At 69.7% G+C, this 21,418-nt stretch carries 19 protein-coding genes; 13 read left to right on the top strand and 6 right to left on the bottom strand.

Annotated features, from left to right (window positions below):
- Nucleotides 1-2: 2 nt before the first annotated feature.
- The 5 genes from ACFQ4H_RS14330 to ACFQ4H_RS14350 all read left to right on the top strand — a co-directional run bounded on the left by ACFQ4H_RS14330 (nucleotide 3) and on the right by ACFQ4H_RS14350 (nucleotide 5,472).
- Nucleotides 3-1,352, top strand: a complete 1,350-nt coding sequence (locus tag ACFQ4H_RS14330; RefSeq protein WP_377571017.1) for a S1C family serine protease — start codon at nucleotides 3-5, stop codon at nucleotides 1,350-1,352.
- 95 nt (nucleotides 1,353-1,447) lie between these two features.
- Entirely contained in the window at nucleotides 1,448-1,603 is a 156-nt protein-coding gene (locus ACFQ4H_RS14335; protein ID WP_377571020.1) for a hypothetical protein, read from the top strand.
- 152 nt (nucleotides 1,604-1,755) lie between these two features.
- The gene (locus tag ACFQ4H_RS14340; RefSeq protein WP_377571024.1) at nucleotides 1,756-2,433 is read left to right on the top strand and encodes a BON domain-containing protein; all 678 of its coding nucleotides are present in this window, start codon (nucleotides 1,756-1,758) and stop codon (nucleotides 2,431-2,433) included.
- Between the two features lie 155 nt (nucleotides 2,434-2,588).
- Complete coding sequence (locus tag ACFQ4H_RS14345) at nucleotides 2,589-3,644, top strand: glycosyltransferase family 4 protein (protein ID WP_377571247.1); 1,056 nt, start codon at nucleotides 2,589-2,591, stop codon at nucleotides 3,642-3,644.
- Nucleotides 3,645-3,933: 289 nt separating this feature from the next.
- Nucleotides 3,934-5,472 (top strand): chitinase, encoded by a 1,539-nt coding sequence (locus ACFQ4H_RS14350; protein WP_377571027.1) that lies wholly within the window; start codon nucleotides 3,934-3,936, stop codon nucleotides 5,470-5,472.
- Between the two features lie 53 nt (nucleotides 5,473-5,525).
- On the opposite strand, the gene ACFQ4H_RS14355 is transcribed toward ACFQ4H_RS14350, so the two are convergent.
- Nucleotides 5,526-7,142 carry a serine/threonine-protein kinase gene (locus ACFQ4H_RS14355; protein ID WP_377571030.1) on the bottom strand — a complete coding sequence of 539 codons (1,617 nt, stop codon included), beginning with the start codon at nucleotides 7,140-7,142 and terminating at the stop codon, nucleotides 5,526-5,528.
- A 236-nt stretch (nucleotides 7,143-7,378) separates the two neighbouring features.
- Here ACFQ4H_RS14355 and ACFQ4H_RS14360 point away from each other — a divergent pair, with 236 nt between their 5' ends.
- From ACFQ4H_RS14360 to ACFQ4H_RS14385, 6 genes are all read left to right on the top strand, one after another.
- Nucleotides 7,379-8,215: a patatin-like phospholipase family protein gene (locus ACFQ4H_RS14360; protein ID WP_377571033.1), complete on the top strand. Its 837-nt coding sequence runs from the start codon at nucleotides 7,379-7,381 to the stop codon at nucleotides 8,213-8,215.
- Nucleotides 8,215-9,249, top strand: coding sequence for a 1-acyl-sn-glycerol-3-phosphate acyltransferase (locus tag ACFQ4H_RS14365; RefSeq protein ID WP_377571035.1), 1,035 nt, complete (start codon nucleotides 8,215-8,217; stop codon nucleotides 9,247-9,249). Before ACFQ4H_RS14360 ends, ACFQ4H_RS14365 begins: the two co-directional genes overlap by 1 nt.
- A gap of 276 nt (nucleotides 9,250-9,525) precedes the next feature.
- A complete protein-coding gene (locus ACFQ4H_RS14370) occupies nucleotides 9,526-13,104 on the top strand; it encodes an SCO7613 C-terminal domain-containing membrane protein (protein WP_377571038.1) in 3,579 nt (1,192 codons plus the stop codon).
- Nucleotides 13,105-13,262: 158 nt separating this feature from the next.
- Nucleotides 13,263-14,294: a fatty acid desaturase family protein gene (locus ACFQ4H_RS14375; protein WP_377571040.1), complete on the top strand. Its 1,032-nt coding sequence runs from the start codon at nucleotides 13,263-13,265 to the stop codon at nucleotides 14,292-14,294.
- 138 nt (nucleotides 14,295-14,432) lie between these two features.
- The gene (locus ACFQ4H_RS14380; protein ID WP_377571043.1) at nucleotides 14,433-14,726 is read left to right on the top strand and encodes a 4a-hydroxytetrahydrobiopterin dehydratase; all 294 of its coding nucleotides are present in this window, start codon (nucleotides 14,433-14,435) and stop codon (nucleotides 14,724-14,726) included.
- A complete protein-coding gene (locus tag ACFQ4H_RS14385; RefSeq protein WP_377571045.1) occupies nucleotides 14,723-15,862 on the top strand; it encodes an FHA domain-containing protein in 1,140 nt (379 codons plus the stop codon). The genes ACFQ4H_RS14380 and ACFQ4H_RS14385 overlap by 4 nt, the downstream gene beginning before the upstream one ends.
- A 91-nt stretch (nucleotides 15,863-15,953) precedes the next feature.
- On the opposite strand, the gene rocD is transcribed toward ACFQ4H_RS14385, so the two are convergent.
- The 5 genes from rocD to ACFQ4H_RS14410 all read right to left on the bottom strand — a co-directional run bounded on the left by rocD (nucleotide 15,954) and on the right by ACFQ4H_RS14410 (nucleotide 19,648).
- Nucleotides 15,954-17,171, bottom strand: a complete 1,218-nt coding sequence (gene rocD / locus ACFQ4H_RS14390; protein ID WP_377571048.1) for an ornithine--oxo-acid transaminase — start codon at nucleotides 17,169-17,171, stop codon at nucleotides 15,954-15,956.
- Nucleotides 17,168-17,989, bottom strand: coding sequence for a dimethylargininase (gene ddaH, locus ACFQ4H_RS14395; protein ID WP_377571051.1), 822 nt, complete (start codon nucleotides 17,987-17,989; stop codon nucleotides 17,168-17,170). Before ddaH ends, rocD begins: the two co-directional genes overlap by 4 nt.
- A 360-nt stretch (nucleotides 17,990-18,349) precedes the next feature.
- Nucleotides 18,350-18,922 carry a hypothetical protein gene (locus ACFQ4H_RS14400; protein WP_377571054.1) on the bottom strand — a complete coding sequence of 191 codons (573 nt, stop codon included), beginning with the start codon at nucleotides 18,920-18,922 and terminating at the stop codon, nucleotides 18,350-18,352.
- A 127-nt stretch (nucleotides 18,923-19,049) separates the two neighbouring features.
- Nucleotides 19,050-19,466, bottom strand: coding sequence for a hypothetical protein (locus tag ACFQ4H_RS14405; protein WP_377571057.1), 417 nt, complete (start codon nucleotides 19,464-19,466; stop codon nucleotides 19,050-19,052).
- A gap of 2 nt (nucleotides 19,467-19,468) precedes the next feature.
- Nucleotides 19,469-19,648 carry a hypothetical protein gene (locus ACFQ4H_RS14410; protein WP_377571059.1) on the bottom strand — a complete coding sequence of 60 codons (180 nt, stop codon included), beginning with the start codon at nucleotides 19,646-19,648 and terminating at the stop codon, nucleotides 19,469-19,471.
- Nucleotides 19,649-19,888: 240 nt separating this feature from the next.
- On the opposite strand from ACFQ4H_RS14410, the gene ACFQ4H_RS14415 reads away from it, so the two are divergent.
- Both ACFQ4H_RS14415 and ACFQ4H_RS14420 read left to right on the top strand, forming a co-directional pair.
- Entirely contained in the window at nucleotides 19,889-20,773 is an 885-nt protein-coding gene (locus ACFQ4H_RS14415; RefSeq protein WP_377571062.1) for a helix-turn-helix domain-containing protein, read from the top strand.
- A complete protein-coding gene (locus ACFQ4H_RS14420) occupies nucleotides 20,766-20,966 on the top strand; it encodes a DUF397 domain-containing protein (protein WP_377571064.1) in 201 nt (66 codons plus the stop codon). The genes ACFQ4H_RS14415 and ACFQ4H_RS14420 overlap by 8 nt, the downstream gene beginning before the upstream one ends.
- Nucleotides 20,967-21,418 lie beyond the last annotated feature (452 nt).

Consider the following 21,418-nt stretch of genomic DNA (forward strand, 5'->3'; position numbering starts at 1 on the left):
CGCTGCTGCCGGCCGCAGCAGAGTCGGGCACGCCGGCCACCGTACCCCCGCAGCCCGGGCCGACCGTACCGGCGACCCCTGCGCCGCCGCCGCCGTCGTCGGCCGGCCACTATCCGCCGAGCCCGTGGCATTCGGCCTACCGGCCCGACGTCCACCAGAACCAGCCCGGTTGGACCGGCAACCCGGCGTACCTCAGTCAGCCGGGAGTCGTACCTCCGCTGCCAGCGAACCACGGCCCTGGACACCCGCCGGTCTGGGCCCAGGTCCCTGCGGCGTCCGCGCCCGCGTCCCGTCCGGGGCGGCTCGGCCGGATGGCGGCGGGTGCCGCCGCCGCGTTGGTCCTCATGGTCGGCTCGGGCATCGCCGGTGGGGCGATCGCCCTGGCTGTGAACGACGGTCCGACGGACGGTGGACGGACCTACACCGCCGCGCCGATCATCAATGGCGCGGACCTGCCGAAGATCGCCGCCGCCGTGGAGAACAGCGTCGTCTCGATCACCACCGGCAACGGGGAGGGTTCGGGTGTGGTGCTGTCCGAGGACGGCTACGTCCTGACGAACAACCATGTCGTGGCCAGCGGCAGCGGTGACCGGGTCAAGGTGATCTTCGCCGACGGCAAGAATGCCAACGCGAAGGTCGTCGGTACCGATCCGAAGACCGACCTGGCCGTACTCAAGGTCGACGGGGTCTCGGGTCTGGCCGCCGCCACCCTCGGCGACAGCGACGCCATGCAGGTGGGTGACACGGTGCTGGCGTTGGGCAGCCCGCTGGGCCTACAAGGATCGGTGACCGCCGGCATCATCAGCGCCCGGGACCGGACGATCCGTGCCGGTGGTGACGACCAGCAGGGCGCGCCCGGGCAGCAGCGTACGGGGGTCACTTCCATCTCGGGACTGTTGCAGACCGACGCCCCGATCAACCCGGGCAACTCCGGCGGTGCTCTGGTCAACACCAGGGGTGAGGTGATCGGCATCAACACGGCCATCGCCACCAGTGGGCAGAGCAACGGCAACATCGGTGTCGGGTTCGCCATTCCGAGCAACAAGGCCAAGTCGGTGGCGGACACCCTGCGGGCGGGCGGGAAGGTCAGTCACCCGTCGCTGGGGGTGGGGGTGGGCACAGCCGAGGAGGGCGGTGCTCTCATCAGTTCGGTGACTCCGGGGAGCCCGGCGGCCAAGGCCGGCCTACAGGTGGGGGACATCGTCACCCGCTTCGGCGGAAAGGTGATCAACGATTCCAACGATCTGGTGGCGGCCGTACAGGCCGGCAAGGTCGGCGATCGGGTCGATCTGATCTTCCTGCGAAATGACGCGGAAAAGTCGGCAACCGTAACGCTCGCGGAAACGTCCTAACAGCAAGCGCGTGCGCTGGAGGGTATAATCTCCCACAAAAGGGATGTTCTCCCTCCCTGTTGAGCCCTGTCTCCTCCCCATTGGCGGCGGGTGGTGTGACCAAGGGGGTTGGTCACACCACCCGCCGCCAGCCTTTTCGCCAGTCGAATCCCCGGCTGCTCGCGCTCGGGGTCGACTACAACATCCTGCTGGCGGTCGGCTGGGTGGATGCCGTGGTGGCGCTGCCGGCGGTGCGCGAGCCGGGCAGGTAGGACCCGCTGGTGCTTGATGCAGCCTGGCATGGTTGGCCCCGTTACGTGAGGATCTGCCGGTCTGTTCACCTTCTCCGGGGGAGGGGCCCTCATCCCGCCCGGAAGCAGGATCGGGGTGAGACGGAGGACCAGCGCGTGGGAGGAGTCCGCCAATGACCACGTCGACCATGCCCCGTACCGACGAGGAGATCCAGCGCGATGTGCTGGACGAGTTGGGCTGGAATGCGTGGGTGCAGCCCAACGAGGTTGGTGTCTCCGTCAACGGGGGCATCGTCACCCTGACCGGCTGGGTGGACAGCTACGCCAAGAAGTGGGCGGCGGAGAAGGCGGCGCACCGGCTGCGGGGGGTGACCGCCGTGGCCAACGACATCGAGGTGCGGTTGCCGGGTTCGGCTGAGCGGAGCGACAGCGAGATCGCCATGGCCGCCAGCCGGGGACTGGAGTGGGACGCCTTCGTACCGGCCGAGCAGCTCGACGTGACGGTGTCCAACGGCTGGGTGATGCTGCGCGGCGAGGTGGAGTGGGGATACCAACGCCGGGCCGCCGAACGTACCGCCCGCCGACTCTCGGGTGTCCGTGGCGTCACCAACCTCATCGCCGTACGGCCCGGAATGCCACCCTCCGCCGAAAGCATCAAACGGGACATCGGGGACGCGTTGCGTCGTACGATGCAGGCCGACGTCGACCAGATCGTCATCGACGTGCAGGGCGATCTCGTCACGCTGACCGGTACCGTCCGATCCTGGATGGAGAAGGAAGCAGCGGAACGGGCCGCCTGGTCCGCGCCCGGGGTCAGTTCCGTGGCCGACCGGCTGAAGTTGGCCGTCTGAGCACCCCGCTGCCGGCGAATGGTCTGGGCAGGGTTGTCCTCGCTGGATCGGGGAACCCGCAGTCGTCCAGCCTGCTGGAGCTATCCGGAGGGCTCGTTGTCGTGAACCAGATTCCGCTCGACCGATCCCGCCAGTCCGGGCCGTTGCGGATCGCCATGGTCGTGCCCCCGTGGTACGAGGTTCCGCCGCCCGGATACGGCGGGCTGGAACAGGTGTGCGCGGCGCTGGTGGACGGTCTGGTGGCGTTGGGGCATGACGTGACCCTGTTCGGGGCCGGGATTTGGACCGGGACCAGTGGTCGGTACGTCTCGACCGAGCCGCAGGTGCAGAGCCACCGCCTCGGTCAGGTGTTGCCGGAGTTGACCCACCTGGCCCGGGTCAACCAGATGATCACACCGGATGCGTACGACGTGGTCCACGACCACACCACCATCGGTCCGCTGGTCGCCCTTCAGCGGCCGGTCCCCACCGTGGCCACGGTGCACGGTGACCCGGCCAGTGAACTCGGCGACATCCTTCGCGACGTACACCCGTCGGTTGGGCTGGTGGCGATCTCGGAGGCGCAGCGACGACTCGTACCGGACCTGCCCTGGGCCAGTGTCGTGCACAACGGGATGAGCGTCGACGACATGCCGCGCAAGTCGGAACCCGGTACCGGGCCGGTGCTGTGGTTGGCCCGGTTCAGCGAGGACAAGGGACCTGACCTGGCGATCCGGGCCTGTCGCGAGGCCGGGTTGCCCCTGGTGTTGGCGGGCAAGTGTTCCGAATCCTCGGAGCGGGACTACCTCACCGAGGTGATCGAGCCGATGTTGGGGCCGGACGTGACGCTGCTGCGGGACCCCGATCGGGAGACCTGCCTCGACCTGCTGCTGGCGGCTCGCTGCATGGTCATGCCGATCCGGTGGGAGGAACCGTTCGGCATGGTCATGGTCGAGGCGATGTCCGCCGGTACGCCGGTGGTGGCGCTGAACCGGGGGGCGGTGCCGGAGTTGATCCGTTCCGGTGTGACCGGGGTGATCTGCGATGAGCCCGCCGAGTTGCCCGGGGCGCTGCTGGCCGCTGGACGTCTCGATCCCGCCGACTGTGTCCGGCACGCACGCGACGAGTTCTCCGCCGACCGGATGGCGCGCGGCTACGAGGCGGTCTACCGGCGCTGGATGGTGCGGCAGCCCACACTGCGCCCGGATCTGATCTCGCCGCTGTCCCGTTGACCAGCGGGCAACATCCCCGGTCCCCACCCGCGTCGCGCAGCACCGCCAGTCGTGGACGTAGGCGTGGGTGAACATCCGCCTGGCTGCCTGCTGATTGCCGCCGTACGTCGTCGACGCCGGTCCATCCCGCCCGCTCCATCCCGCCCGCTCCCCGCCCACGAGGTATCCGACCGGCCTGCCCCGGGCTCGGTCGCGCCCTGGGACCAGTCTGGACAGAAACAGTTAACAGTCCTAATAATTAGAGCCTCTTGTTGATGTCCGTGGATGTTTGGCTTGGTGGGAGGGTCGGATGAGGAGACGGTCCAGATCGTTGGTGTTGGGTTTGGTGGCGGGGTTGGTGGCGGCGCTCGGGGTGTTCTGGGTGTCGTTGCCGGCGTTTGCTGCTGGTCCGACGGCGTCGTTCGTGAAGGTGTCGGATTGGGGTTCGGGTTGGGAGGGTCGGTACACGATTACGAATGGTGGGTCGTCGGCCTTGTCGTCGTGGTCGGTGGTGTTTGATCTTCCGGCGGGGACGTCGATGGGTTCGTATTGGGATGCGTTGTTGTCGTCGTCGGGGCAGCGGCATACGTTTTCGAATCGGTCGTGGAATGGTTCGGTTCCGCCGGGTGGGTCGGTGTCGTTCGGGTTTTTGGCGACTGGTTCTGGTTCTCCGGTGGGTTGTCTGTTGAATGGTGCGCCGTGTGGTGGTGTGGATCCGACGACGCCGCCGCCGACGGGGACGGGGAATCCGACCACCCCACCACCCACCACGTTGCCCCCGACGAGTCTGCCCCCGACCACCACCCCGCCCCCGGTCGGTGGGCTACCGAAGCATGCGTTGATCGGTTACCTGCACGCCAGCTTCGCCAACGGATCCGGCTACCTGCGGATGGCCGACGTACCGTCCGAATGGGACATCATCAACCTCGCCTTCGGTGAGCCGACCTCAGCCACCTCCGGTGACATCAGGTTCCAGCTCTGCCCGGTCAGCGAATGTCCCGGGGTGGAGACCGAGGCCGAGTTCATCGCCGCGATCCGTGCCAAACAGCAGCAGGGCAAGAAGGTGCTCATCTCCATCGGCGGGCAGAACGGCCAGGTCCAGTTGACGACGACCGCCGCCCGGGACGCCTTCGTCCGTTCCGTCGGCGCGATCATCGACCGGTACGGCCTGGACGGCCTGGACATCGACTTCGAGGGCCACTCGCTGTCCCTGAACACCGGCGACACCGACTTCAGGAACCCCACCAGCCCGGTGATCGTCAATCTGATCTCCGCCGTACGGACGCTCAAGCAGCGGTACGGTGCGGACTTCGTACTCACGATGGCACCGGAGACCTTCTTCGTGCAGCTCGGCTACCAGTTCTACGGATCCGGTCCCTGGGGCGGGCAGGATCCCCGCGCCGGGGCGTACCTGCCGGTCATCTACGCGCTGCGCAACGACATCACGGTGCTGCACGTGCAGGACTACAACTCCGGCCCGATCATGGGGCTGGACAACCAGTACCACAACATGGGGAGCGCGGACTTCCACATCGCGATGACCGACATGCTGCTGGCCGGGTTCCCGGTCGCCGGCAATCCCGCCAACATGTTCCCGCCACTACGACCCGAGCAGGTGGCGTTCGGTACGCCGGCAGCCGTCAGCGCGGGCAACGGCTACGTGGCCCCGGCCGGGGTCCAGGCAGCGGTCAACTGTCTGGTCCGTGGCACCAGTTGCGGCAGCTACGTACCGCGTAGCGGCACCAGCCCCGGCTTCCGGGGACTGATGACCTGGTCGATCAACTGGGACCGTTACTACGGCTGGGAGTTCAAGAACAACCACGAGCCGTTCCTCAACGCCCTGCCGTGAGGTGTCAGGAAGGGCCCTTTCACGGTAGAAAGCGCTAAGAAGGGGCCCTTCCCTTACAACGCGGCGAGCTGGGCGAGAGCAGCGTCGAGCTGCCGGGCATGGTCGGCGCTGATCGAACCTTCGACGACCCGTATAGCGATCTTCTCGCGTATCCCGGCCACCGGCTCGGCCAGGACGGTCGGACCGCCAGCCAACGTCGCCCGTAGGTTCCGTACCTGGTTGCGCAGGTCGACCCCGACGTCGTGCCGGATCGCCCCGGAGGAGACCCCATCGTCGATCACCTGATCGAGGCGGGCCATCGCCTCGACCAGACTCGCCGGGACCGCCGTCGCTGGGGTTGCCGGCGGTGGCGGCGATGCTGTGGCCGACGGAGACGAGCCCGGTGCGGGGGACCCGGGTCCGGGTAGCTGCCCGGGGTCGGGGACCGCTGTGGTCGGCAGCACCGGATGCTGCTGCGGTCGGTTGGCCGAGGAGGCAGCCAGTACGGCGGCCACGAACGCGACCACGGCCAGGAGCCCGGCCACGACCAGACCGGTGATCGTCCGGACCGGGAGCTGCCGTGGCTGGCCGGTCCCCGGTGTCTGCGGCCCGACCGACGCGGCGTCCAGCGTCGATGTCCCGGTCGTGGAAGTGCCGGTGGCGATCAGTCCGGTCGCCGACTGGTCCACGGCCGCCAGCGCAGTCGACTGGTCCACGGCTGCCAGCGCAGCGGTGGGACCAGCAGCGGTGGGACCAGCGGCGGAGGGACCAGCAGCGGTGGGACCAGCAGCGGTGGGACCAGCGGCGGAGGGAGCGGTGGGAGCAGCGACGGGATGGTCGGTCGGTACCGGGTCGGTGGACCGGAGTTGGTCACGTAGCGCCTGCCCGACCTGCCTGGCCGTCGGCCGGTCCGCCGGCACCCGGCACAGGCAGCGCCGGCAGAGGTCGGCTACCGCAGCGGGCAGGTTCGCCACGCTGGTCAGTGGCGGCATGGTGGCGGCCGGTGAACTGCTGGTCGCCAGGTCCTCCCAGGTGTCGGCGGGGAAGGGCACCCGGCCGGTGAGTGTCTCGTAGAGCAGGACACCCAGTGAGTAGACGTCGGTGGCCGGCTGCGCCGGGGTGCCGTCGAGACGTTCCGGCGCGACGTACGACGGGGTGCCGAAGGTCGCCCCGTCCTCGTCGTCGTCCGGTGCGCCGGTCCAGGTGGCGATGCCGAAGTCGAGCACCTTGGCACCCGTCGCGGTCAGCATGACGTTGGACGGCGTGATGTCCCGGTGCACGATGCCGAGCCGGTGGGCGGCGGCCAGTGCGTCGGCCACCTCGGCACACGTCCGCACCGCCTCGACCCACGGCAGGGGGCCGTCGACCAGCCGGGTCGCCAACTCCTCGCCGGTCAGCAGCTCCAACACCACGAACGCGGTGACCGTACCGTCGGGGTCGATCGTTTCGCCGTAGTCGTGCACGGACGTGACGTTCGGGTGTACGAGTTGAGCGGCGGCCCGCGCCTCCTCGCGTACCAGGTTGCGGAACCTGGCGTCGGCGGCGAGTACGGAGACCAGGACCTTCACCGCCACCACCCGGTCGAGCACCTCGTCCCGGGCTCGCCAGATCACCGACATGCCGCCGGCCCCGATCCGGTCGATGAGCCGGTATCTGCGGGCCAACAGGGCACCTGCGTGCAGCGCTGTCATCGTGCGTCGCACCTGCCATCGAGAGGGGCGGGATTCCGTGCGGGGGTCGTATCAGGTTCTGCGTACGGCGACGACATGTCAACAGTGGGTTAACGAATGGTAGGGATTCAGGCCGGGACGCCACGACTCAGGGCTGCGGGTCGGGTGGCGGGCCGGGTGGTTGCCGGGGCTGGTCAGGGCGGTGCCCGTACCCACCGTCGGAGCGGACCGGTGCACCTCGTGCCAGGATGAATGCCATGGTCAGCGGCCCAGTGGCGTTCGTTCTTGGTGGTGGCGGGGTACTCGGCGCGGTCGAGGTCGGCATGCTGCGGGCCCTGTTCCGCGCGGGTATCCGCCCGGATCTGGTGCTCGGTACGTCGATCGGCGCGGTGAACGGGGCACTGGTCGCGGCCGACCCGACCGAGGCGGTCACCGACCGGCTGGTCCGGCTCTGGGCCTCGCCCGAGGCCAGCGAGGTCTACGGCGACTCGGTCGCCCGACAACTGCGCCGTTTCGCCGCCCGTACGCATCTGCACTCGCCCCGGCCGCTGCGTCGGCTGTTGGAACGCGAACTGGGGGAGGACGCCACCTTCGCCGACCTCAAGGTGCCGTTCCACTGTTGTGCGGCCAGCATCGAGCGGGCCGCCGAGCACTGGTTCACCAGCGGGCCGCTGGTGGACGCCGTACTGGCCTCGGCGTCGGTGCCGGGGCTGCTGCCGCCGGCCGAGATCGACGGTGAGCATTTCATCGACGGGGGGATCGTCAACTCGATCCCGATCGGTGAGGCGGTGCAGGGCGGCGCGAAGCAGATCTTCGTGCTCCAGGTCGGGCGGATCGAACGGCCGCTGACCCCGCCCCGCCGGCCCTGGGAGATCGCCCAGGTGGCCTTCGAGATCGCCCGCCGCCATCGGTTCGCCCGGGAGATGGCGGCGCTACCCGATGATGTGGATGTGCATGTTCTCCCGACCGGGGGACTGAACCCCCGTGATGACAGTCCGTGGGCCTACCGTGACATGGCGGCCGTGGGACGGCGGATCAGCCGGGCCTACACCGCGTCCCGGCGGTATCTGGCGTCCCATGTGGATGATTCCTGATGCGGTTGCCGCCCAAGTGGTTACGTCGGGTCATCCTCGCGCCCGGGGTGGTGCTCCTGGCAGCCCTGGTCGTGACGACCCTGCCGGTGTGGGTGTTCATCGCCGCAGCGGCTTCCCCGTTGGTGCCCGGCTACCTGCGCCCGTTGCGGGTGCTCTGGATGGCCTGCGTCTATCTGGTCTGGGACGCAGCCGCGCTGATCGCCCTCTTCGCGTTGTGGGTCGCGTCGGGCTTCGGCTGGAAGCTCCAGTCACCCCGGATCCAGCGGGCGCACTACGTGCTGGTCGGCTGGTTCCTGACGATCCTGTTCTGGCAGGTCCGGTGGGCCCTGCGGCTACGGATCGACGTGGTCGGCAGCAACCCCGACATCGCCCAGCCGGGCCGGCCCGAGCTGGTGCTCTGCCGGCATGCGGGACCGGGTGACTCGTTCATCCTGATCCATGCGCTGGTCAACTGGTACGACCGGGAGCCGCGCATCGTCCTGAAGGACACCCTGCAATGGGATCCGGCCGTCGACGTGATGCTCAACCGGCTGCCGAACCGGTTCGTGGCACCGGGCCGGGAGCCGGGGGAGTCGATGACGGAGCAGATCCGGAACCTGGCTGTCGACCTGGACGATGACGACGTCTTCGTGATCTTTCCGGAGGGAGGGAACTTCACCCCCCGCCGCCGGGTGCGGGCCATCGAACGGTTGCGGTCCCTCGGCCTGGAGAAGATGGCCGTACGGGCTGAGGCGATGCAGCATGTGCTCGCGCCACAGCCGGGCGGACTGTTGGCGGCGCTGGAGGCCGCACCGGACGCCGGGGTCATCTTCGTCGCGCACACCGGCCTGGATCGGATGCTCACCGTGACGGACGTGTGGCGGGAGCTGCCGATGGACAAGCGGATCGTGATGCGGTTCTGGTCGGTGCCGCCCGAGGAGGTGCCGTCCGGACGACAGGAACGCATCGACTGGCTGTACGACTGGTGGGCGCACATCGACCGGTGGATCGAGGCCAACCGGACCGGAACCGGTGCCCCGATCGCTCCGGACTGACGGGCTGGCATCCGGCTGCGGCCAACCCCATCCGCAGCCGCCTGTGCCGCTCGGGTTGGCATCCGGCTGCGGCCAACCCCATCCGCAGCCGGATGTGCCGCTCGGGTTGGCATCCGGCTGCGGCCAACCCCATCCGCAGCCGCCTGTGCCGCTCGGGTTGGCATCCGGCTGCGGCCAACCCCATCCGCAGCCGGATGCGCCCCCTGGTGACTTCCTGAGTGCCGGCTGAGTACGCACACTCTGGGCATCGGGCCGCCGGGGCGGGAGCATGTGAGCGTGTTGCCTCTGCCGCCGACGAACAGCTACCCGTGCCCGGTCTGCCGGGCGACCGCGACGCTGGCCGCCAACTGCCCAGGCTGCGGCCGGGCCCCGGACCCGTTGGCCGCGGAGGTGATCCGGCTCGATGGGGAGATCGCCGGACTCACCGGCCGGGTCGAGCAGGCCCGACAGGCGTATCTGACGTTGGCGGCGACGCTGCGGGACCATCAGCAGCGTCGCCAGGAGTTGGCCGCCCGGGTGCGGGTCGGCGCGTACGTCAGCCGACCGACCGGGGTACCGACGCCAAGACCGGGCCCGAGCGGCGTACCCGCACCGGCCCTGACACCGGCCGTGACCGGCGTGCCGACACCGGCCGTGGCCGGCGTACCGGGCCGTCCGGCTGCCGCCCCGGTACGGCCGGAGACCTCCACCCGTACCGTGCAGAACCTGCTGTTCATCCTCGGCGGGCTGCTGCTCGGCACCGCCGCCATCGTCTTCACCGTGGTCGCCTGGGCCACCGTCGGCATCGTCGGGCGGGCGGTGATCCTGGCGGTCGTCACCCTGTTGGCGTTGGCCGCACCGCTGCTGGCGAAGCGCCGTGGCCTGACCGCCACCGGAGAGACGTTCGCGGCGGTGGGGCTGTTACTGGTCCTGCTCGACGGGTACGCGGCCTGGTCCGTCGACCTGTTCGGGGTGGCCGACTGGCCGGGTGTCCGCTACACGGCGGTGGTGGGCGTGGTCGGCGTGGTGGTGGCTGCCGGCTACGGCAGTCTTACCCGGCTGGCCGTACCGTGGTTCGCTGCGCTGCTCGTCGCCCAGCCGGTGCCGTTGTTGCTGGCCAGCGACGCGGACCTGGCCGTCGCCGGCTGGTCGTTGACGTTCGCCGCGCTGGCCGCGCTGAACCTGGCGGTGGTGTGGCGGGTCCGGGGCGGTGGGGTCGCCCTCGCCGGGCGGATCGCCGCCTGGGTCGCGTACGGGCTCGCGCTGCTGGCCTCGACGGTGTGCGGACTCGTCGCGCTGGTGGTCGCCGAGGGGCCGCTGTTGCCCGACACCGCGCTACTGGCCGGCGTTCCGTTGCTGGTGGCGGTGCTGCTGATGGTGGCCGGCTCGGTGCTTGCCCGGAACACGGTCCTCCAACTGCTGGCCGGGTGTGCGTCGGTGCTGGCCCTGGCCGGCGCGGCGACGCGTCCGGCGGTCGAGTTGCCCGGGTCGCCGCTGTTGCCCGGTGCACTGATCGTGGTGGTCCTTGCCCTGCTGGTGATGGCGACCGCCCGGTTGTTGCCGGCCGGGGTGCGTCTCGGCCCCCGCATCGGTGGGCTGATCGTCTTCAGCGCGTTGGCGGCTTCGGCCGGTTTCATGACGTGCGTGGTGGCGGGTGCCACGGTGTTCCGCTCGCTGCCGGTGTGGCGGGCGGACGTCAGCGGCGGTACGCCATTCGACTGGCAGTTGCCGGTGGCGGTGGTGCTGGCGACCGTGGCGTTGGTGACGTTGCTGCCCCGGGGCGCCTGGATGGCCACCGCCGTCGGCGGTGCCGGGTTCGTGGCGTTGGCCCTGCCTGCCGCCGGTCTGCCCTGGTGGGCGGTACCGGTCGTGGACCTCGCGGTCGGGGTGGGGCTGCTGCTGGTGGTCCTCCGGCGTCGGCCCGCCGCCGGCCTGGTGGCCGCCGGGTCTGCTGCGGTGCTGGTCGGGCACGCGGTCCTGGTGGGGCTGGCCCGTCCGGTCAGCGCCACCGCCGTACTCGCCGTGGTGCTGTCGGCCGGGCTCGCCGTCGCCGCCACCGCCCGTGTCGGTTCCACAGTGGAGCGGGCGATCGGCGGAAGTGCGTTGGCGGTCGGATTGCTGGCCGGGCCGGCCGCGTCGACCGTCGGGCTATTCACCGCCGGGGTCGGGCCGCAGTGGCAGGCGCGGGGCGGCACCGCCGCCGTCGCACTCCTGGTCGGGGCACTCGTCGCGGTCCGTCGCTGGTGGCCGGCCTATCTGCCGTACGCCGCTGCCGCGCTGGCGGTCGCCGTACTCGGGCCGGGCCTGTTGCCGACCGTCGACCGGGCCGGCGAGCCGCAGCAGGTGTACGCCGCCGTCGCCGTACTGCTGGTGGCCATCGGTCTGTCCCTGGTCCGGCCGGTCCGGTCGGCCGTACCGTTGCTGGTCTCCGGTGGGGTGCTGCTGCTGGCTGCGGCCGTCCTGTTGCTGCCTGCCGGGCTGGCGGTGCTGGCCGGTCCGTACGCCTGGTTGGCCGAGATCTGGTCGGGGGTACCGGCCGGGGTGGGGCTGACCCCGTTCGACAGGGCACCCGCCGCGCTGGCTCGATGGGTGAACGTTCCGACCAGCATCGCGTTGGTCGTACTGACCGTCGCCGCGCTGGTCTGCTCGGTCACTGTTCAGATGCGGCGAACCCCGGACAACGCGACGGCTCAGCCGGGCACCGCCACCTCGACCCGGCCACCCGGCTGGCAGCCGAGCCTCCTCCGGCCAGCCCTGCTGCCGGCCCTGCCGTTCGCGACGACCACGGTCCTGGTGGGCCTGGCCGCCTCGGGCGCCCGGTGGCCGGTCGTGCCGGCGGTGGCGCTGCTCGGTGGTCTGGCCTGCCTGCTCACAGCCGCGTTGGCGGCGTCGCTGCGCCGGTCCTGGGCGGTGGGGCTGGTCGTACCGCTGGGGTTGGTCCTGGCCGGACCCGGTCTGGCCGGGCTGCTGCCGGCCAAGGCCAGCACGCTTGCCGGCCTGGGGGTGATCGTCGCGGTGGCCACGGTGGCGGGTGCCGTCGGTCGTACCGTGGTCGCCCGTACGGCGGGTTGGCTGACCGCCGTCGTCAGCGCGTTGATCCTCGCGGTCGCGGCGTCGCTGGCCGTCGACCTGCCGCTGCGGCTGGCTGCCTTCGCGGTGCTCGGGGTCGCCGTTCTGGCCCTGGTGGTCGGTGCCGTGCTGCGCGGCCGGCGACCGGTCGAGTCGGTCGCCGTCGATGCGCTCGGTCATGCCGGTGCGGTCATCGCTCTGTTGTTCTCGATGAACGAACACCGGTACGCGGCTGCGGTGTGCACCCTGTGGGGCCTGGTGGTCGGGCTACGTGCCCTGCGGCCGGGGGAGCCGGCACGCTACCGGTGGACCCTGGCGGGGGTGGCGGCCGGCAGCGAACTGTTCGCGGTGTGGCTGCTGCTGGCCGCCGCGCAGGTGGCGGTTCTGGAGGCGTACACCCTGCCGGCGGCGGCGCTGGCCGTGGTCGCCGGCTGGTTGGCGAACCGGGCCCAGCCGGCGTTGAACAGTTGGCTCACCTACGGGCCGGGGCTGGCCGCAGGGCTGCTGCCCACGCTGGTCTCGGTTCTGGTCGCGGACGGCCAGCCGTGGCGTCGACTGCTGCTCGGCGTCGCCGCGCTGGCCACCGTGCTTGTCGGCGCCAGGTGGCGTCGCCAGGCACCGGTGCTGCTCGGCGGCGGGACCCTCGCCCTGGTGGCCCTGCACGAGGTGGGCGGGGTCTGGGACCGGCTACCCCGATGGATCTTCCTGGCGATCGGTGGCTTCGCGTTGATCGGCCTGGCCATCACCTACGAGCGGCGTCGGCGGGACCTGGCCCGGCTGCGGGCGGCGGTACGGCGGATGACCTGACGGACCACGACCGCTGCGACGGTCCGGGTCGATGATGGTAGTGCCAGCCCTACCTCCGATTCGGGGGCCTTCAGGGTTGCCCCGACCATCGACCGTCACCAGACTTGGGCCAGCCGTGCTGCCCGGCACGCATCCACGCTACGGAGAATGGGGAGTCGATGACGGTCGGTGCGGTGGCGGAGCCTGCCCTGAGACGGGGCAGCGACTTCGCCCGGTTGTCTCGACGGATCAGCCAGGCCGGGCTGATGAACCGGCGTCCGGGCTGGTACTCGATCAAGATCGCTGTCACCGTCGGCCTCTTCGTCGCTGGCTGGGCTGCGGTGTTCCTGGTCGGTGACTCCTGGTGGCAGCTGCTGGTGGCCGTCTTCCTCGCGGTCGCCTCCACCCAGGTCGCCTTCCTCGGCCACGATGCCGGGCACCGGCAGATGTTCCGTAACCGGCGGGTCAGTGACATCGCCGGGCTGATCGCCGGCAACCTCGCCGTCGGGCTGAGCTACGGCTGGTGGGTCGACAAGCACAACCGGCACCACGCCAACCCCAACCACGAGGACGAGGATCCGGACGTCGGCGCGGGGGCGCTGGTCTGGACCCACGAGCAGGCGGAGCAGACCAGGGGGTTCGGCCGGTGGCTGGCCCGCCGGCAGGCGTACCTGTTCTTCCCGCTGCTGTTCCTGGAGGGCCTGGCCCTGCATGTGGCCAGCGTGCAGGCGTTGCGTGGCAGTACGCCGATGCGCTACCGCCGGGCCGAGGCGGTGCTGCTGGTGGCGCACCTGGTCGGCTATGTCGCGGTCCTCTTCACCGTGCTGTCCCCGGGGAAGGCACTGGCCTTCATCGCGATCCACCAGGCGTTGTGGGGGTTCTACATGGGCTGCTCGTTCGCGCCCAACCACAAGGGCATGCTGATGCCGACCGCCGAGGACGACCTGGACTTCCTGCGCAAGCAGGTGCTCACCTCACGCAACGTACGGGGCGGGTTGCTGGTCGACTTCGCGTTGGGCGGTCTCAACTACCAGATCGAGCACCACCTGTTCCCGAGCATGCCCCGGTCCAACCTGCGTCGGGCGCAGCCGATCGTCCAGCGGTACTGCGCCGAGCAGGGCATCCCGTACGAGGAGACGGGGTTGTTCGACTCGTACCGCCAGGCGTTGCGGCACCTGCACGAGGTGGGCGCCCCGCTGCGCGGAGCGTAGTCGGTCGGTATCCGGGCGGCTGCCCGACGTCGTCTACTCGTGACCGTGAGTAGCCTGAATTCTGGGAGGTTGTACCGAAGGGTCCGCCTAGTGGCGTTGCCCGCCGTCCGCAGGGTGGGCGGCGGTAGGGTCGGGCCCATGGCAGAGGTGCTCGACGCTGAGGCGGTGCGTAGCGAGCTGGACGGACTGGCAGGCTGGACCGGTAACCCGGCCGGCATCTCCCGTACCGTCGAGTTGCGCGGATTTCCCGAGGCGATCTCCGTGGTTGACCGGGTAGCGGAGGTCGCTGAGGAAATGTCCCATCATCCCGATATCGACATCCGATGGCGGACCGTGACCTTCCGGTGCGCCACCCACTCGGTCAGCGGAGTGACCCGACGGGACATCGAGCTGGCCCGTCGTATCGACGAGATTGTCCAGGGAGCGGCGTGAGATTCGAGATCAGCAAGGTCCTGGATGCGATCGAGGGGCGGGTCTGCACCGACCCGCTGATGGCCCGGGCAGTGGTCGACCTGGCCGAGCTAGTCCGCTTCGTCGACCTGGACGGCGGCCGACCGGCCAGCCTGCTGCGGCTCGGCATCACCATCGATGCCCTCGGTCGGCAGCTTCAGGAGGATGGGGCACCGGTCTATGCCGTTGTGCACCGGGGGTTGCTCTCCGACGCCGACCTGACCTCCAACGAGCGGATGGTGATCCGTCGCTGGGCCGACGACGGCCTGGTGGAGGTGTTGACCAACCCCGCTGACCGGGTGCTGGAGGTGGCCGACCTGCTCGGGCTGCCGGTGCTCAGCCGGCAACGCTACGACGGGCTGGCCGGACGGTACCCGTGGGTGAACGAGCCCGGACGGGTGCTGGCCCCGATCTCCGGCTCCAACGGTCCCACCCTGAAGGCCCGGGTGGGTGTCAGCATGCCCACGGCGGTCGGTGTGTCGCCGGCCGGTGCCAAACTGCTGGCCCGGACCTGGCGCTGCGCCGAGTCGAGCTGTGCCCTGTTCGGTGGTGGTGGCGGCGGTTCCTTCGCCGACCTGGTCCGGGTCGAACGGGCACCGTACGGCCAGCCGCCGCCGAGCCTGCGTACCGGTGCGCCGACCTGCCCCCGGCACGAGAGCCGGCTCTCCGACATCGGGCCCCGGCCGAAGGTCGAGGTGCTGGCCATCCGGATCGGTGGCCAGATCCGGCAGCGGTTCGTGGTGGCTCCGGATCAGCAGGTGGTGGTGGGACGGGCCCCCGAGCAGTCCGGCGGTATCCGGCTCGGCCAGTGGCTCAACGACGAGGCCCGACGCTGGATCAGCCGGAACCACGTCAGTTTCGAGCTGCGCGGCGGTGAACTGGTCGCGCGGGACGTGAGCACCAACGGCTCGGGGATCCGGCCCGGCGGTTCGATGGACGAGGCCAACCGGATCGCCCTGATGAACCATCAGATCCGTCCGCTCGGCAAGGGCGACATCGTCGAGCTGTATCCCGGTGTCCAGGTCGGCCGGGCCGAGAAGATGACCTCGGGCGGCAACTTCAACCCGACGTCGGTGATGGCCGAGGCGCCGACCATGGCGATCCGCCTCAAGCCGTAGCGGCCGTAGCAGTTGATGGCGGGCGGTCACCCCCGACCGGGGTGACCGCCCGCCACGTCTGGTGGACTTTGCCGCTATGTCCGGGGATTCGTCAGCCGCGCAGTACGGCGGCCAACTGCTCGACCGCGAAGTCCAACTCCTCGGTGGTCACGACCAGCGGGGGAGCCAACCGGATCGTCGAGCCGTGGGTGTCCTTGGCCAGCACCCCGCGCTCGGCCAGCCGCTCGCAGGCCTGCCGCCCGGTCATCAGCGCCGGGTCGATGTCGATCCCGGCCCAGAGACCCCGGCCGCGTACCGCCACCAGACCGTGTCCGACCAGCTTCTGTAGCGACGCGTGCAGGTGGGCACCCAACTCCGCCGAACGCTGCTGGAACTCGCCGGTGGCCAGCAGTCGTACGACCTCGGTCGCCACCGCGCAGGCCAGCGGGTTCCCGCCGAAGGTCGAGCCGTGCTCGCCGGGACGCAGCACCCCGAGCACCGCCCGGTCGGCGGCCACCGCAGACACCGGCACGATGCCCCCGCCGAGCGCCTTGCCGAGCAGGTACATGTCCGGGCTGACGCCCTCGTGGTCGCAGGCGAACGTCTCGCCGGTCCGGCCCAGCCCCGACTGGATCTCGTCGGCGACGAAGAGCACGTTGCGTTCGGTGCAGAGCTGTCGTACCCCGGTCAGGTAGCCCGCCGGCGGGACGACCACGCCCTGCTCACCCTGGATCGGCTCCAGCAGTACGGCCACCGTCGTGTCGTCGATCGCCTCGTGCAGCGCCGTCAGGTCGCCGTACGGGACGATCCGGAACCCGGGGGTGTACGGCCCGAAGTCGTTGCGGGCGTCCGGATCGGTGGAGAAGCTGACGATGGTGGTCGTACGGCCGTGGAAGTTGCCCTCCGCCACGACGATGGTGGCCTGCTCCGACGGGACCCCCTTGACCTGGTAGCCCCACTTGCGGGCCACCTTGATGGCGGTCTCCACCGCCTCCGCGCCGGTGTTCATCGGCAGCACCAGGTCCTTGCCGCACAGTTCGGCCAGCTCCCGGCAGAAGTCGGCGAACTGGTCGTGGATGAACGCGCGGCTGGTCAGGGTGAGCCGGTCGAGTTGGGCGTGGGCGGCGGCGATCAGCGTCGGATGCCGATGCCCGAAGTTGAGCGCCGAATAACCGGCCAGACAGTCCAGGTAACGGCGGCCGTCGACGTCGGTCAGCCAGGCACCCTCGGCTGATTCGATCACCACCGGCAGCGGGTGGTAGTTGTGCGCGGTCCAGCGTTCCGCGTCGCGTACCGCCGTCGGCGTACGCAGGGCGTCGTCCACGATCATTTGCTTGCCTCTCCTTCACGCAGCGTCAACGTGCAGCACTTCGGGCCGCCGCCGGCTTTACGCAGCTCGGACAGGTCGACGCCGATCGTCTCGTACCCCCGGTCGCGCAGCGCGGCGGCCAGCGTGGTGGCCTGGCTGGGCAGCACCACGTGTCGTCCGTCGCTGACCGCGTTGAGGCCGAACACCGCCGCGTCGGCGGCGGTGGCCAGCACCGCATCCGGGAAGAGCCGCCGCAGCACCGCCTGGCTGCCGGGAGAGAAGGCCGCCGGCAGGTACGCGACGTTCCGTTCGTCGAGTACGCAGAGCGCGGTGTCCAGGTGGTAGTAGCGCGGGTCGACCAGTTGCAGCGTGATCACCGGCCGCCCGAAGACCTCCTGGAGGTGGGCGTGCTCGGCGTGGGCGGTGCGGAAACCGGTGCCGGCGAGCAGCAGGTCACCGGCGAGCAGCAGGTCGCCCTCGCCCTCGTTGACGTGCTTGGGGTCGTACATCGTGAAGCCGGCGCGCTCGAACCAGGCCCGGTAGGCCGGTGCCTCGTCGGCGCGCTGCGGGTCACGGAACTGCACCGCCAGTGCCCTGCCGTCGATGACGATGCCGCCGTTGGCGGCGAAGACCATGTCCGGCAGGCCGGGCAACGGTTCGATCTCCTCGACGCGGTGCCCCAGGTCGAGGTACGTCTGACGCAGCGTCTCCCACTGCCGGACGGCGAGCGCGGTGTCGACCGGGGCGGAGGGATCCATCCACGGGTTGATCGCGTAATCGACGGCGAAGTACGTCGGCCGGCACATCAGATAGCGCCGACCGGTGGTATCCAACGTCATGTGTCCTGCTCCCAGGGGATCGGACGCGCCCGGCCACGGCACGGCTGTGGGCTGGCGTCTCAACCCACGCTATTCGGGCACGGGCGGCGGCAACCACTGGTGAGGATTGCGTTCCGCCGCTGATCGTTGCGTCTGAACGCGGACCGACCCTCGATCTGTTGCGTCTAGCCCTCGTTGATGCGTTCCGGGACTGTTCCGGACACGTTCGGGATCTGCCCGGACACGTTTCCCGGGTTGCCCGGACACGTTTCGGGGGGCGGCTTCCGCCGCCCCCCGAAAGATGTGCGTCCCGACCGGTGAACCACCAGTACTCAGTCGCTGGAACCGGTGAACCACCGTTCCGGGATCAACATGTGCCCGTCAGAACCGGTCCACAAACTGTGAGTCAAGCCACTCGCGGGCCCGCTCGACCAGGTCGGCGTCCATGTTCGGCCAGGTGAAGCCGCCGCTGATCGCCAGTCCGCCGAGGAACACGGCGCCGAGGCCGAGCAGCAGGCCGATCAGGGCGTCGGTCTTGCCGGCCACATGCCGGCGACCGGTCGCTGAGATGCCGCCGATGCTGAGCAGCAGGGCGAGCACGCCCAGGCCGATGCCGTACCCGGCGAGCGCGCCGCTGAGCACGAGGAGCACCGAGGCCACGCCGAAGATCAGGCCGAAGGTGGCCAACAGGCTGGCCCGGGGGCGGGGACCAGCGGGTACGACCCGTTCGGGGCGACGTTCGACCTCGGGGCGACGTTCGACCGTGGGTGCCGGTGCCGGTGCCGGTGCCGGTGCCGGTGGCGGGTCGGTCGTCGGCGTACGGGTGGACTTCGTTCGGTCGGTGACCGTGACCGATCCGGTGTCGTCCGGGCGGTTGCGGACGGCTACCCCGGTGGGGGACGTCTCGGTCGGGGTTGCCTCCCGGTGCCGCGAGAGCGTAGGAATCTTGACCACAACACACCTCCTCTTGACTGCGTGGCTGCGATTGCGTCCAGCACCCACGCGGGTTGTCTCTTCCGCGTCGGACGCGGGAGCAGGAGTTGACGTACCCCGATGCCTGCGTGCGCACACCTGTCCAGGTCTACTGTCTGATGTGTCCGGTTACGCCGGTCGAGTACGGCACCGGGAGGGCCATCGCCGGTCCGTGCGGGTCGAGGCGTACCCAGCAGGTGTCCGGGTCACCGCAGGTCGGGCAGCGCCCCTGGTCGTCGATGGTGTGCTCGGTGACCAGGTCGTACGTGCTGACCAGCACGTCGGGCGCACTGTGCGGCAGCGGCTCGTCGGGGTGGCGGATCCAGCCGAGGAACCGGTTGTGCAGCCAGCCGGCCGGAACGTAGTCCAGGTCGATGGAGGCTTCCACGAAGAAGCCGGCCAGGCAGACCGACAGGCTGATCAGCGCTCCGTCGTACTCGGCCCGTAGTTCGCGGCGGCGGGTGTGGCACGGCCACGGGTCTGCGCACGCGGCGCAGGTCCAGTAGGGCCGTGTCGGGTTGTGCATGGTCAATTCTGCTCCTCCTGGGTCGGCCAGTGCTGGCGGCTGATCGGTATCCGGTGTCGCGCCTGACACGGCAGGTCCGCACCGCAGGTGCACCGACGTTCCAGTGGCAGCGGGCGGTGCCGCCGCGCGAAGGTCATCGCTGCCGCCGAAATGTATTCCTCGTAGGAGACGTGCTGTTTCATCCGTCCTCCCGTAATCGGTGCATGGCGGCATTGAATGATCTTCTGAATTCCGTCGCCCGGTTGCCGGGTCGCCGCATTAATTGCGTGGACTGTCCACTCAGCATCCCGCGCTCCGCTCCCTTGCGCAACGAATCCCTTCCCCATAGCCTCGAAGTGCCTTCGGTGAATCAAGAATGCGGAGGGGGGCGGCGGGGGAAATGGCATTCATTTGTTGCACGAGGGAATTGGAGATGTTGCATCGTGGATGAAACATCGGGCTCTACCGTGCCGAGGAGGCAGCTCGGGCGGCTGCTTACACAGTTCCGGGAGGAAGCGGGGGTCACCCTCGACGCGGCGGCGGAGGCGTTGGACTGCTCTCGGCAGAAGGTCTGGCGGATCGAGAAGGGACTCGTGCCGGTACGGATCATCGACGGGCGGGCGATGTGCGCCCGTTACGGTGTGCCCGCCGAGTTGACCGAGATCGTGATCGGGCTGGCCAAGGAGACCCGGGCCAAGGGCTGGTGGCATTCCTACGGCGATGCCGTACCGACGTGGTTCTCGCTTTACGTCGGCTTGGAGGAGCGGGCCCGGCAACTCCGGCAGTATGACGGCGAGCTGATTCCGGGGCTGTTGCAGACCCGGGAGTACGCCACCGAGATGTTCCGCCGCAAGTCGCCGACGATGCCGGTGGCGGAGCGGGAGAAACTCGTCGCGGTCCGGTTGCAGCGGCAGAACGTGTTGACCCGCCGACTGCCGCCGGCACCCGTGCTCAAGGTGATGCTGAGCGAGGCGGTGCTGCTTCGGTCACCGCTCGATCGGGCCGGCATGGGGGACCAGTTGCGGCACCTGCTGGAGGTGGGCACCCGCGACAACATCTCCATCCGGGTGCTGCCGCTGGCGGTGGGCCCGTCGCTGGCCAGCGAGACCGGTGCGTTCGTCATCCTGGACTTCCCGACCACCTTCGGCCGATACGCCACCGAGCCGACCACCGTCTACATCGAAGGGATCACCGGTGCGCTCTATCTCGACAGGCCGGCCGAGGTGACGGCCTACGAGCAGGTCTGGTCGTCCCTGGACGCTCTCGCGCCGGACGAGGGACAATCGGCGTCGATGATCCGCGAAATCTTGGGAGAGCGCTATGCGTGACATGGTCGGCGCGAAGTGGCGCAAGGCCACCCGCAGTGGTGGCAGCGGTGGAAACTGTGTCGAGGTGGCGGGCAACCTCGACGGCGTGGTCGGCATCCGGGACAGCAAGGACGTCACCGGCCCGGTGCTGGCCGTGGACCCGAGCGCCTGGACCTCGTTCCTGACCGGTGTGAAGACGGGCCGCCTGATCTGATGAACCACTGACGCACTGCGGAAATCACGGCCGACCCGCTGATCGGTGCCATGCCTGGCGGATGGACTGTCAGGCTGTCGAGCTGGGTGCAGGAACGGGGCAGCCTGCGGGGAACGGCAAATGGTCGGAATCCGCTTGATCCTGCTAGCCACTGTTCGATGATCACCTAACTCCTCGCCTGCCGCGTTACGTCACTGAGCCGGAAGTGCGATGTGAGCCGGAAGTGCGGTGTGAGCCGGGTAAGCGCGGCACGGCAAGGGGCGGCGTGGCCGTCGTAGGAAAAGCGGGCGCATGAACGGGGCAGCTCGACAGTCTCCACACCACCGTCCCCCGGCCCCAGGAAAGATCCATCAGCCAGTCAACGATCCACCACCGAGTGTTCCGCGTGGACAGTGGACGGACATTGGTAGCAATAGAATGGTCGGACGGCGGCGGCAGGTTATCGATCAGGG

The sequence above is a fragment of the Micromonospora sonneratiae genome, from assembly GCF_042679305.1.
Lineage (GTDB): Bacteria > Actinomycetota > Actinomycetes > Mycobacteriales > Micromonosporaceae > Micromonospora_H > Micromonospora_H sonneratiae.